Origin of the sequence: Bacillus cereus group sp. MS39, assembly GCF_040448665.1 — a bacterium.
In the GTDB taxonomy this organism is placed as follows: domain Bacteria; phylum Bacillota; class Bacilli; order Bacillales; family Bacillaceae_G; genus Bacillus_A; species Bacillus_A wiedmannii.
In genome coordinates, this window is sequence record NZ_CP123058.1 from 400158 (window position 1) to 414271 (window position 14114).

A 14114-nucleotide genomic window follows, 5' to 3' on the forward strand; every position below is an offset into this window, starting at 1 on the left:
ATAGGTAAGATAGTAAACGCTTGCGAAACTTTATACAAAGTTTCACAAAGCACAATAAAATGCCTTTAAATTTATGCCAGCAAGTAAGCTGAAATCATAAATCCAAAACCATAATGTCTTACCTATTATTTATGAACTGTCCGATACATGGCTTGTCCGCATAATGGAAAGCTCCGTTACCGGAAAGTGTATATAATATATATCCTATATTATATACTATATACACCTATGTTAACATAAAAATGATTCCTAATTATTCGATATTAAGCGTATAACGTAGTACTGACAAGGTGTGAAAGCGCATAAATTATTTTGATAAGGTTAGAAATGTACGTATATATAAAGAAAAAAAGGAAAAAACGGACAAATTTATGTTCATTTTTTCCTTTTTTATTGTTCACCCTCTGTAATGAGCATCGATGTATTACCGCTTTTTTCAAGATGGCATTCGCCCCAAGTACAAAGAGAATCAAGAATGGATTCTAAAGACCAACCGTAGTCTGTAAGAGAATATTCTACTTTCGGTGGTACTTGATTGTATACCTTCCTTTGAATAACTCCATCTTCTTCTAGTTCGCGTAATTGCTGTGTTAACATTTTTTGTGTAATACCAGGCATGAGACGTTTTAATTCACTCGTTCTCTTTGTCCCTTTCGTTAAGTGGCAAAGAATAACGACTTTCCATTTTCCGCCGATAACCTCTAAAGTTGCTTCAACGGGAATATTATATTTCTTCATATAAAAATCTCCTTTGATGAATGTAGATGTCAGTTTTCCAACAAAAGAAGCTAAATAATTTAAATGTTACTAAAAAGTACCTATAGCACTTTAAAGTACGTACTTTTTATCATGTTGAATATGTTCCATAATAGCATACGTAAGAGGGAAATGAGTAGTACGGTACTAAAAAGTGCCTATGTTACTTTTTGGTACCTATCGTACTTTAAAGTGCGTTCTTCAAAAAAAGAGTGAAGCCATTCATAATAGCATATATCAGCAGTAACATTATCTTTGTAGAAGAAAAAAGGCCTTTTTTCATACTATTATGATTGGATTTCTCGCATTAAGGAGGAGTTCAATTGAATTCATATACAATATCTTCTTCGGCAGTACAGAAGAATCGGAGAAGTATGTTTGCTTTATTGGCACTAGCAATTAGTGCGTTTGGAATTGGTACAACCGAATTTATTAGTGTCGGTTTATTACCATCTATTTCAGAGGATTTACATGTTTCCGTTACAACAGCGGGCTTAACCGTTTCTTTATATGCGTTAGGAGTAGCGTTTGGTGCCCCAGTATTAACGTCATTAACAGCTAGTATGTCGCGAAAGACGTTATTAATGTGGATTATGATTATTTTCATTATTGGTAATGGAATTGCGGCAGTGGCAACAAGTTTTACCGTGTTACTTATCGCGAGGGTTGTATCTGCTTTTGCACACGGCGTTTTTATGTCGATAGGATCCACAATTGCGGCTGCGCTTGTACCAGAGAATAAACGTGCGAGTGCAATTGCATTTATGTTTACTGGATTAACTGTTGCGACCATTACAGGCGTACCAATTGGAACATTTATAGGTCAACAATTTGGCTGGAGAGCATCGTTTATGGTAATTGTGGTAATTGGAATCGTTGCCTTAATCGCCAATAGTATGCTGATTCCGTCTAACTTGAAAAAAGGTACGTCCGTATCATTTCGTGATCAATTCAAACTGATTACGAACGGAAGGTTATTACTTGTTTTCATCATTACTGCATTAGGATACGGTGGGACATTTGTAACGTTTACGTATTTATCTCCGTTACTACAAGAAGTAACAGGGTTTAAAGCAAGTACTGTTACAATCATTTTGTTAGTGTACGGAATCGCAATTGCGATTGGGAATATGGTCGGCGGAAAATTATCAAATCATAATCCGATTCGAGCGTTATTTTACATGTTCTCTATTCAAGCAATTGTATTATTTGTTTTAACATTTACAGCACCATTTAAAGTCGCTGGGTTAATCACAATTATTTTCATGGGACTATTCGCATTTATGAATGTTCCAGGGCTGCAAGTATATGTCGTTATTTTGGCTGAGCGCTTTGTGCCTAGCGCTGTCGATGTTGCATCAGCAATGAATATTGCAGCATTCAACGCAGGAATCGCTCTTGGTGCTTATTTAGGCGGTGTTGTAACGAACTCGTTAGGGTTAATTCATACGGCGTGGGTAGGCGGCGTTATGGTAGTAGGTGCTGTTATTTTAACAGCATGGAGTATGGCATTAGAAAAAAGAGATCAAGCAAAATAAAGGAGAGAAAATATAATGAAAAATTTACAAAGTACAATAACATTGCATAACGGTGTAGAAATGCCTTGGTTCGGTTTAGGTGTATTTAAAGTAGAAGATGGACCAGAACTGGTAGAGGCTGTAAAGTCGGCGATCAAAGCAGGATATCGCAGTATTGATACAGCTGCGATTTATGGAAACGAAAAAGCGGTTGGAGAAGGAATCCGCGCTGGTATAAAAGAAGCGGGTATTTCAAGAGAAGATTTATTTATTACTTCAAAAGTGTGGAATTCGGATCAAGGATATGAAACGACACTTGCTGCATATGAAGAGAGCTTAAAAAAATTAGAGCTAGATTATTTAGATTTATATCTTGTTCATTGGCCTGTAGAAGGGAAATACAAAGATACGTGGAGAGCGTTAGAAACACTTTATAAAGAAGAACGCGTACGTGCGATTGGCGTAAGTAACTTCCAAATTCATCACTTACAAGATGTAATGAAAGATGCGGAAATTAAGCCAATGATTAACCAGGTAGAATACCACCCTCGTTTAACGCAAAAAGAATTACAAGCTTTCTGTAAAGAACAAGGTATTCAAATGGAAGCATGGTCACCACTTATGCAAGGTCAATTATTGGATAACGAAACATTACAAGAAATTGCTGAGAAACATGGTAAAACAACAGCACAAGTTATTTTACGTTGGGATCTTCAAAATGGAGTAATCACAATTCCAAAATCAACGAAAGAACACCGCATTATTGCAAACGCTGATGTATTTAATTTTGAATTAACGAAAGAAGATATGGAAAAGATTGATGCGTTAAATCAAAATCACCGCGTTGGTCCAGATCCTGATAACTTTGATTTCTAAGATTCAAGTAAGAAAGAAAAAAGGGTGCTTTTATGCACTCTTTTTTTGTGCATAAAAATATTTTCTAAATAAATACTACTTAGTATTAAGTTTGTTATAAGGGGCTGTAAACATGAATATAAAGCAATCGTTCAAACTTTTAGCTATGCTTTTAAGTGTTTTATTTGTGTTATTCCCACTTCAAAAAGCATTTGCAGAAGTTATGGATCATACAAAGTATCAAATGGATTGGAGTTATAGTAAGTCAAAGAAGAAACCAATTCGAACAGAGCTTATTAAAACGGCAGATGGCAAAATTGCTTTTTGCTTAAATGTAGATTTGAAATCTCCGAGCGGTCAAGATTTACCGGAAATGGGGAAAGTGGATATTAATGTGTACCGCGTACTATTGAATGGATATCCACAAAAGAGTCCACAAGAATTAGGTGTTTCTGATTGGAGAGAAGCGCATTACGCAACGCAGCTTGCAGTATGGAATGCGTTAAAACAAATCGATATTAATGATTTAGATTTCCGTAATAAAAATGTAGAAAAGGTAACGAAAGATATCGTTGCAAAAGCAAGTGCTAGTGAAGAGTTACAAGAAATTACGATGAGTGTCATACCAGCAGAAGAACAACAAGCAGTATTGAAAAATGATTTCTTTGAAACAGGCTTATATACAGTAGAAACAAATGCGAAAAGCGGAACATATAAAGTGCAAGCAACAGGTGCACCAGCGGGTGTGAAATTTGTAAATGAAAAGGGCGAAGCAAAAATGGAATTTAATGTAGGAGAAAAGTTCCGCATCTTAATTCCGAAACAAACATCAGCTGGTGGGTTTAGCTTTAAAGTATTAGGAAATTTAACAAAGTTACAAGGGATTGCACATAAAGGGACACCGATTATTCAAAATGCAGTTGTATTACTTGAGCGTAGTGAAGAAAAAACAAGTCCAGAGTTATCGGTAAGTTGGAAAACAACAAATGGTCATGAAAATAATAAACCACATACTCCAAATGAACCACATAAACCGAATCAAAAGAGATAATGAAAAAGCATTGGCTGTGTGCCAATGCTTTTTTTGCATTTCTTGCATTGCCGGTACTAACGATTTGATGAGTTACGATATAATGAGGATGATAAATTAGAAAGAGAGATAAAAGATGAACCTTCGTATTTGTGACATAACGACAGAAAATCGGCATGAAATTGCTAATTTAAAAGTAACAGAAGAACAGCATAAATTTATTGAAAGCACAGTCGCAAATTGTTTAGTACAAGCTGAAACAGAATACAAAGAAGATGCAGTTTCAGTAGGTTTATATAAGGGTGATATGCCTATTGGATATGCGATGTATGGATGGTTCGATGAAGAAGAAAAGGCTGTATATTTAAATCAATTTGTTATTGATAGTGCATGCCAAGGAAAAGGGTATGCAAAACCATTATTACGTTTGTTAATAGAGCATTTTAAAAAAGAATATAATCGCAAAGTTATGTATTTAAGTATACATCCAGAAAACAAACTTGCACAAAAGAGTAGCATCTTTTTTGGCAGTTTTTTATTTTAAAGTAATATTAAATTCCTTTAATCGCAACGTTAAGATTAATGAATTATATTCACGAAATTGTAACATTATTCTGATTGGAAGTGCTATCAAACAAAGTGTAAAGCGTGTACAATTCAGTTGGAAAAACTACCTATAGATGGTCATATATGAAGAAAATGTAAGATTCTATTACTATTTTTAGATGTATAGATGACAATACTAAATTATATCTTTTACTATTCCCTTTTTATGTATGAAGAGAACTCATCACAAATAGAGAGAAGTGAGGAGAGCATATTACATAAAAGTTTTACAATGTAAGAAAGCGAATACATGGAGGGAAATGCGGGAGTAATAGATACAGGTGCGCGAGGTGTTAGTCTATTTATTAAATGTTTTTATAAAAATAATAGGATTACTTATTAAATGAATATATAGGATAGTTTCTCTAAATAAAGGAACAGGGGACACAGATTATGTCGAAGAAAAAAACGAGTAGGGTATTAGTAGCTGGTATATGTATATCTACATTATTATCACCAGTAGCTTTCGAAGCATCGAAAGGATATGCCGCACCTTTGGAAGAGAATAAGGGCGGGAATTTAGAAGAGATTAAAGAGAATAAATTTGAGCAGAGAGTATTTCGGTTGCCGGGGAAAGGTAGCGTGGAAGAAGAAAATAACCGCTTAAGAGTTACTTGGAAACTTTCCGCTAATGAGCCGACTGGAATTTATGCGGCGCCAAATGAAGAGATTACAATTGATATAAAAGGAACACAGACTATTCAAGCTTTCATAGGAACGAGATCTTATGATGAGGAGGGGCCAGAAGAGTTTGATTTAAAACCAGGGAAAAACGTTATATCATCTCCAAGAGGCGGTATTTTATATTTTTACAATATGAATAATGAAGGGGAAGTAACAGCTTCAGTTACGAATGGCGGTAGCCACTTTCCTTTGTTTATCTTAGGTAAGCATACGGAAAAAGATTGGGATGAGATGTTGAAGAAATATAAGGATCCTTATGCAGTTGAATTAAAAGGTGAGAGAAGTTTAATCACTACTACTTACGATTCAGTGCAGAAATATATGAAGAATACGGATCCAACAGATTTAATGAAATTGCACGATAAGATTATTCGTTTGGAAAATGCAGTGGCTGGATTATCTGAGGACGGTGTTGGGATAGCGAAATCTCCAATTCATTATGTACAGTTTATTGAGAAACGGAAGCCTGCTGAAGGGGACTTTATGTTTGCGAAAAATTATCATACAGGATATATCCCGAGAGCGATGAATAGAGTTTTAGATATAGAAGTGCTTGAAAAGGATGGCTGGGGACCCTGGCATGAAGTTGGACATTTACATCAGCAAGAACCTTGGAAGTGGTCTAAAGTAAGGGAAGTTACAGTAAATATTTACTCATTAGCTGTTCAAAAGGCGTTAGGGAACCGATTAGAAATGGATGGGCACTATAAAGACTCATTTGAATATTTAGAGAAACCTAAAGCAGAAAGGTTCATTGATGACATTAATCCTCTAACAATGTTTTGGCAATTAAATGTAGTGTATGGAGAACATTTCTATCCTAGGTTACATCAAGCTTATCGCTTGTTACCACAGAGTGAAATGCCTGCGTCTGATGGAGAGAAAAAGCAAATGTTTGTTTATATGACATCAAAAGTGGCAGGGCAAAATTTAATTCCTTTCTTTGAGGAATGGGGATTAACGCCAAATGATGATATTAGAGAGAAAATAGAAAAATTAAATCTACCTAAATTAGAAAAGGAAATTTGGAAAGCTACAGATAGTAATGATATTCGTGAGAAGCAAGTTGAAGCTTACGAAGTTCCATATGGTGAACCATCTAATGAGATGAGAAATCTTTTAGTTGGTACAGATTTTGATGAAAATGAAGCAAGTAAGCTTGTTCAAAAGTTAGCTGAGAATGTAAAAGTAACAGGTAAGATGATATGGTCTAAATTAGAGAATGGGAAACAGGAAGTATTAGTGGAAATTGAGGATGAGAAGGGAAATAAAAATTCAATTCCTGTTCAAGTTAATGGGATTTATGGTGACAGTATTATTTTCCAAGGAATTTCAAACGATGTAATGTCAACAGTGATGCTTCGTCACAATGAAAAAAAATTAAATGCAAACTTTACTAATAATGAGATACATTACCGTTTTGAAAAAGAAGAATATATGGGCTTAACGCTATACGATCGAAATGGGATTGAAAAGAAACGTGTATCAGCAGAAGGGCAAGAAACTGGAAAACGATTCGCAATGGAACTAAATGAATTGGATTTTGAATATGGTGATGTAGTAAAAGTATTCCACGCAGAACCAAGCCGTCTGAAATGGTACAAAAATAACGCACTTGTAGATCAAGGGAAAGCTAAAAATAAAGAAGAAAAATTATTCAAAATTACTCCGCAAGGGTTCGAGTTAAAAGATGGTTTACAAGAAGTGACGGCGAAACCGCAAAAAGTAGTAGTCGGAACAGATATTAAGAAGTTAGATGCGAAAAACTTTGTTGAAGTAAAAGATGGAGAAGTAGTTGGATTTGTAGAAAAACCGAATACAACAAAAATCGGTGAACAAAAAGTAAAAGTAGAAACGAAAGATCGTTTTGGAAATAAGAAAGTGACGGAAGTACCGTTAGAAGTCATTTATGGAGACAGCATTATGTTCTTCGGTACATGGCATGGCGGAAGCAATATTAAATCGGTTGTCACATTAAATCATGAAGAAAAGAAATTTAGTACAACAGATTCAGAAGGTCCAATGCATACTTCATTTGCAGATGAGAAGTATATGGGGATGACTGTATACGATAAAAATGGAAAAGAGAAGAAAGCTCTATCAGTAAAGGCATCTGAAAATACAAAAAGATTTGCAGAACAATTCAACGGAATGACGTTTGAATATGGGGATATGGTAAAGGTATACCAAAAAGAGTTTGATAGATTTAAGGTGTACAAAAAGAATGAAATAGTGGATGTGCAGTACGGTATTCATGAAGTAATCTTTAAAGTAACGGAGCATGGTTTCGAGAGAATAGAAGCTCAGCAAGAAGTAAAGGCAGTACCGCAAAAAGTAGTAATCGGAACAGATGCTGAAAAATTAGAAGCGAAAAACTTCGTTCAAGTGAAAGATGGAGAAGTAATTGGATTTGTAGAAAGACCAGATACAACAAAAATCGGTGAACAAACAGTGAAAGTAGAAACGAAAGACTACTTTGGAAATAAGGAAGTGACAGAAGTACCATTGGAAGTAATATATGGCGATAGTTTAGTCTTCCAAGGTGATGGTAATACAACGCGTTCTGTCGTAACTGCGGATCATAATACGAAAAAGCTACAGGCAACATCAACGGACTCTAAAGTTCATTATCGTTTTGAAAAGGAAAAATATATGGGGATAACGATATATGATCGAAGTGGGAATATAAAGAAAAGCATTTCAGTAGAAGGGCAAGAGAGTTCGAAAAACTTTGCAAATCAATTAAATGGCTTAGATTTTGTATATGGTGATGTTGTGGAAGTATATCATGCGGAATCAGATCGATTAAACTGGTATCAAAATAACGAGTTTGTAGGTAAGGGAAAAGGGAAAACAGAACAAAAGTTGTATTTTAAAATAACGGAGCAAGGTTTCGAGAGAATGGAAACTGAACAAGAAGTAACGGCAATACCACAAAAAGTAGTAATCGGAACAGATGTTGAAAAATTAGACGCTAAAAACTTTGTTCAAGTGAAAGATGGAGAAGTAATCGGTTTTGTAGAAAGACCAAATACATCAAAAATTGGTGAACAAAAAGTAAAAGTAGAAACGAAAGACCGTTTTGGGAATAAGAAAGTAACGGAAGTACCATTGGAAGTAATCTATGGCGATAGTTTAATATATCAAGGTGATGGTAATACGGTACGTTCTATCGTAACGGCGAATCATAATACGAAAAAGCTACAGGCAACATCAACGGATTCTAAAGTTCATTATCGTTTTGAGAATGAAAAATATATGGGAATCACGCTTTATGATCAAAAGGGAAATGAAAAAAAAGTTATTTCGGTAGAAGGGCAAGAGAGTTCCAAAAACTTTGCAGAACAGTTAACTGGTGTAGATTTCGAATATGGTGATGTTGTGGAAGTATATCACGCAGAATCAAATCGATTACACTGGTATCAAAATAATGAATTTATCGGTAAGGGGAAAGGGAAAGTAGAACCGAAGTTGTACTTTAAAATAACAGAGCAAGGTTTCGAGAGAATGGACGCTTTACAAAAAGTAACAGCAGTACCGCAAAAAGTAGTAATAGGAACAAACAGTGAAGCATTAGATGCGAAGAAGTTTGTTGAAGTGAAGGATGGAGAAGTAGTCGGTTTTGTAGAGAAATTAGATACATCAAAAATCGGTAAACAAACGGCAAAAGTAGAAACAAAAGACCGCTTTGGGAATAAGAAAGTGACAGAAGTGCCAGTGGAAGTAACATATGGAGACAGTCTAGTATATCAGGGACTAAGTAATAGTATTCGTTCGATTGTAACGTTAAATCATGAAGAAAAGAAATTGCATGCAACATATACAAATGAACAAATTCATAGCTACTTTAAAAGCGAACTATACATGGGGATTACGTTATATGATGGAGAAGGAAATGAGAAAAAACATGTAACAGCAGAAGGGCAAGAAACTTCACAGAATTTTGCAGAGCAAGTAAACGGTACGCCATTCCAGTATGGGGATACGATAAAAGTGTATCATGCAGAATCGGATCGTTTCAATTGGTATAAAAACAGTGAGTTAGCTGGAAAAGGGGATGCGAAGAGATTTGAAGAAATTTCCTTCAAGGTTACTCCAAATGGTTTAGAACAAGTACAATAATAAGAAAGCTCGTAAAACATAACGTTTTACGAGCTTTTTCTATTACTCAGCTTCAGAAACAACTGTGAAGCGTTCATTTACATGTTTTGGATTTTCGATTTCATCAAGTGCTGCTACTGCGAAGTCTTCATAACTTACGTAGCTATCACCTTTTGAGTTCACAAGAAGATTGTCTTCACCAGCTGTATAAGAACCAGTACGTTTTCCTAGTGCGAATAGTGCAGAAGGGCTGATGAACGTCCAAGTAATATCGTTTGTTTGTTGCAGAATTTCTAAGTTTTTACCTTGGTTTTGAGCAGTTGCAAGGTATTCATTTGGGAAACCTGGTGTATCAAATACACGTGTTGTTTTCTCTTCGTCTACAAATAAGCTTCCAGCGCCGCCAACTACAAGTAATTTTGTGTTAGGTGCACCTTTCATAGCTTCAATTAGTACATTTCCTGCATCTACGTGAAGATGTTCTTGTCCTGCTGGAGCACCAAATGCATTTACAACTACGTCGAATGCTTGTAGGTCGTTAGATGTAAGAGTGAATACGTCTTTTTCTAAAACTTTTACGTTTTCTTCTGTAATTTTTGCAGCGTTTCTTACGATTGCAGTTACTTCATGTCCGCGATCTAATGCTTCTTTTAAAATACGACTTCCTGCTTTACCAGTTGCTCCAATAATTCCGATTTTCATAATAAATCCCTCCAAAGTGTTTTGTTAAAGTGTATATCTTAAAGTGAATGAATGTGTTGTAATAAGGTTTGTTACAACCTGATGTAATCATTATAGTTACAGGTTGGCGTTTTTGTCAATGGAATAGTTTGTAGATTTACTTTTTATTTTAGTATGCACAGTTAGAGGGAGGAGAGTCATAAAGATATTGTTACTTCGTGTCTGGCTAATATTTGGAAATTGCAAATTGTCGAAAAATGTTGATTTTTAAATGTTTTTTAAATATAATTCGTTTTATGGAGAAAAGGAGGGGTTAATTGTATGAATATTTTAGAGCAATTTGTTTCATCAACGAATACAATTCTTTGGTCATATATTCTTATTGCAATGTTAATTGGTTTAGGTCTTTATTTTTCTATTAAATTGAAATTCGTACAAATTACTCATTTAGGGGAAATGGTTCGACTAATGAGTGATGGATTAACTGGAAAGACGCGTAAAAAAGGTAGTGTATCTTCTTTCCAAGCGTTTTGTATGAGTTCAGCAGCTCGTATTGGAATCGGGAACTTAGCGGGCGTAGCGTTAGCTATTTCTATGGGAGGACCTGGAGCTGTATTTTGGATGTGGGTTATTGCGATTGTCGGAGCGTCTTCAAGTTTCGTGGAAAGTACGCTTGCACAAATTTATAAAATAAAAGATGGCAGTGGCTTCCGTGGTGGTCCTGCTTATTATATGGAAAAAGGTTTAAATAAACGTTGGATGGGAATTTGGTTCTCTATCCTTATTACAATTAGTTACGGATTAATTTTCAACTCCGTACAAGCAAATACAGTTACATTAGCATTTAAAAACGCTTTTGGTATTGAGCGTTACGTTGTTGGGATTGTATTAGCAGTATTAGTTGCGGTTATTATTTTTGGTGGCGTGAAAAGTATCGCGCGTATGTCTGAAATGATCGTTCCGCCAATGGCACTTATTTATATTGCAGTAGCAATTTTCGTTGTTATTAAAAATTATTATTTAATACCGGATATGTTTACAGAAATCTTTAAAGGTGCATTTGGTTTAGATTCAGCTGTAGGTGGCGGTATCGGTGCTGCAATGAAGTATGGTATTCAGCGCGGGTTATTTGCGAACGAGGCAGGTATGGGTAGTGCGCCGAACGCGGCAGCAACAGCTGATGTAACGCATCCAGCAAAACAAGGTTTTATTCAAACAATTGGAGTGTTAGTGGATACATTTTTAGTATGTACATCAACAGCATTTATCGTACTATGTTCTGGTGCGTATAAGGCAACGAATTTAGAAGGTATTGAATTAACGCAAGTGGCGTTAAGTTCACAAATCGGTTCGTGGGCAAGTAGCTTCTTAGCGATTATTATTTTCTTATTTGCATTTAGTTCACTTCTAGGAAACTACTATTATGGTGAAACGAATATTGAATTCATTAAACAAAGTAAAACTTGGTTAACAATTTACCGTATTGCGGTGGTTGCAATGGTATTATTCGGTTCTGTTGCTACACTTCAAGTTGTATGGAATATGGCGGATTTATTTATGGGACTAATGGTAATCACAAACTTAATTGCGATTACGCTTCTTGGCCGATTTGCATATGCTGCTTTGGCAGACTATGTAAGGCAAAAGAAACAAGGAAAAGATCCAGTCTTCAGTGCAGATTCTATTCCGGGTTTAACGAATACAGAGTGTTGGGATAAGCCAGTGGTAACGGATAAAGAAAAAGCAGTGTAATGAAAAGGCGAGCATCGAGATAAATTCGATGCTCGCCTTTTTTGTTGTAGTAAATGATAAAGAGGGTGGGAGGTAATTATTAATATAATTTTTTGTTCATTCATTCCTCTCGTTATTTGTAGGAACGTACTGTCTTAAAAGTATGACTGGTCGAATAGGATGAGTGATTGAGTATTGGGTAAATGCACGTACTGGTTATATTTTTACGTAAAAAAATACATATGTTAAGGTAGTTAACGTATTCATGTTATAAAACCTAACATAAAGTTCTTGATTACTAAAAGTTTTTAGAATATAATTTTCTTATTGTTAGGAAGAGGGGGGCAATGCAATTATGGATTTTTTAGCTAAGATAATTGGGGATGTGAATAATGTCCTTTGGTCATATATCATTATTGCGATGTTAATTGGGTTAGGACTTTACTTTTCGTTTCGTGTGAAATTTGTCCAAGTTCGTTACTTCGGTGAAATGATTCGATTGCTTGGGGATGGGGCAAGTTCGAAAACGAGAAAAGCACAAAAAGAGAAGAGCGGTGTATCGTCGTTCCAGGCTTTTTGTATGAGTACAGCTTCTCGTGTAGGTACTGGTAACTTAGCTGGTGTAGCTATCGCAATCTCAGCAGGTGGACCAGGAGCAGTATTTTGGATGTGGTTAATCGCGGTAATTGGGGGTGCTTCTGCATTTGTAGAGAGCACATTAGCGCAAATATATAAAGTAAAAGATGGGAATGCGTTCCGTGGTGGTCCAGCGTATTATATGGAAAAGGGTTTAAAGAAACGCTGGCTAGGAGTTGTCTTCTCTGTTCTAATAACAGTTAGTTTCGGATTAATTTTCAACGCCGTGCAGTCAAACACAGTAGCGGCGGCTTTTGATGGAGCATTTAACACAGATGGTAAGTTTGTAGGTCTGTTTATGGCTGGTTTACTTGCAATCATTATCTTTGGCGGAGTAAAACGTATTGCACGTGCGGTTGAAATGATTGTTCCAGTAATGGCAATTATATATGTAGCAGTGGCATTATTCGTTGTTGTAACAAACATTACGGCAATTCCGTATGTATTTAAAGAAATTTTCTTACATGCTTTCGGAATTAAAGAAGTAGTGGGCGGGGGATTAGGAGCTGCGATTTTACTAGGGGTAAAACGTGGATTATTCTCAAATGAAGCAGGTATGGGTAGTGCGCCGAACGCAGCTGCGACTGCAAACGTAACGCACCCAGTTAAACAAGGTTTCATTCAAACTTTAGGGGTATTTACAGATACATTATTAATTTGTAGTTGTACAGCATTTATCATTTTATTATCAGATGTGCCTGGAGCGGCTGATTTAAACGGAATTCAATTAACGCAACAAGCATTAAGTCAACATATCGGACCGTGGGCTTCTATATTTGTAGCAGTTGCAATCTTCTTGTTTGCATTTAGTTCATTAGTAGGTAACTACTACTATGGTGAAACGAATATTGAATTCTTAAATGGAAGTAAAGTGTTATTAAATGCATACCGCATTGCTGTACTTGGTATGGTTGTTTTAGGATCTGTAGCAACAATTCAAATCGTTTGGGATTTAGCAGATTTATTTATGGGGATTATGGCTGTTATTAACTTAGTTGCGATCGTATTTCTTTCTAAGTATGCTTTCGCGGCATTATCAGATTACGTTAAGCAAAAGAAACAAGGAAAAGATCCAGTATTCTATGCGGAGTCTATTCCAGGTTTGAACAATACAGAGTGCTGGGATAAGCCAGCAGTAGCTGATAAAGAAAAAGCAGTATAATGAGGTGAGCATCAAGTGAAACTTGATGCTCATTTTTTTGTTTTATCCCGCTATTTGTGAACAGTAAAACTCTCGATTGATACGGGCTAATAATCGGTGGGGATGACACTGATTAAAGTTTCGCTATATAATGTAAAAGACGAACATTCATGAATGTTTTATAATAAAATGTAATTTTTTTAAGAAAAGTGCGGATATGAGTTGTGATTTATGTTAGAATGGAAAATGCCTTTGAAACAAGAGGTTTTATGATCTTTCCTATCCGATTGAAGGTTTTAGAGGAGAAATGGAAAGTTCGGATTATTTCTTATTTCAAGTGGTCAGACGTTCAACGTTAATGAAGAGTTAAATGGAG

At 35.7% G+C, this 14114-nt stretch carries 9 protein-coding genes; 7 read left to right on the plus strand and 2 right to left on the minus strand.

What is annotated here, in order from left to right; translation table 11 throughout:
• Nucleotides 1-390 precede the first annotated feature (390 nt).
• Entirely contained in the window at nt 391-738 is a 348-nt protein-coding gene (locus QEP67_RS01920; RefSeq protein WP_000760478.1) for a helix-turn-helix domain-containing protein, read from the minus strand.
• 392 nt (nt 739-1130) lie between these two features.
• On the opposite strand from QEP67_RS01920, the gene QEP67_RS01925 reads away from it, so the two are divergent.
• From QEP67_RS01925 to QEP67_RS01945, 5 genes are all read left to right on the plus strand, one after another.
• A complete protein-coding gene (locus tag QEP67_RS01925) occupies nt 1131-2294 on the plus strand; it encodes an MFS transporter (RefSeq protein ID WP_164085710.1) in 1164 nt (387 codons plus the stop codon).
• Between the two features lie 12 nt (nt 2295-2306).
• Entirely contained in the window at nt 2307-3149 is an 843-nt protein-coding gene (locus QEP67_RS01930) for an aldo/keto reductase (RefSeq protein WP_164085708.1), read from the plus strand.
• 112 nt (nt 3150-3261) lie between these two features.
• Nucleotides 3262-4179, plus strand: coding sequence for a thioester domain-containing protein (locus tag QEP67_RS01935; RefSeq protein WP_001022545.1), 918 nt, complete (start codon nt 3262-3264; stop codon nt 4177-4179).
• Nucleotides 4180-4294: 115 nt separating this feature from the next.
• Nucleotides 4295-4702, plus strand: a complete 408-nt coding sequence (locus tag QEP67_RS01940; RefSeq protein ID WP_048566645.1) for a GNAT family N-acetyltransferase — start codon at nt 4295-4297, stop codon at nt 4700-4702.
• A 455-nt stretch (nt 4703-5157) separates the two neighbouring features.
• A complete protein-coding gene (locus tag QEP67_RS01945) occupies nt 5158-9570 on the plus strand; it encodes a putative mucin/carbohydrate-binding domain-containing protein (RefSeq protein WP_151035628.1) in 4413 nt (1470 codons plus the stop codon).
• A 42-nt stretch (nt 9571-9612) separates the two neighbouring features.
• On the opposite strand, the gene QEP67_RS01950 is transcribed toward QEP67_RS01945, so the two are convergent.
• Nucleotides 9613-10251, minus strand: coding sequence for an NAD(P)-dependent oxidoreductase (locus QEP67_RS01950; RefSeq protein ID WP_048563494.1), 639 nt, complete (start codon nt 10249-10251; stop codon nt 9613-9615).
• Nucleotides 10252-10551: 300 nt separating this feature from the next.
• On the opposite strand from QEP67_RS01950, the gene QEP67_RS01955 reads away from it, so the two are divergent.
• Both QEP67_RS01955 and QEP67_RS01960 read left to right on the plus strand, forming a co-directional pair.
• Nucleotides 10552-11982 carry an alanine/glycine:cation symporter family protein gene (locus QEP67_RS01955; RefSeq protein ID WP_001022948.1) on the plus strand — a complete coding sequence of 477 codons (1431 nt, stop codon included), beginning with the start codon at nt 10552-10554 and terminating at the stop codon, nt 11980-11982.
• 334 nt (nt 11983-12316) lie between these two features.
• Nucleotides 12317-13759 (plus strand): alanine/glycine:cation symporter family protein, encoded by a 1443-nt coding sequence (locus QEP67_RS01960; RefSeq protein WP_000346368.1) that lies wholly within the window; start codon nt 12317-12319, stop codon nt 13757-13759.
• The last annotated feature ends 355 nt before the right edge of the window (nt 13760-14114 follow it).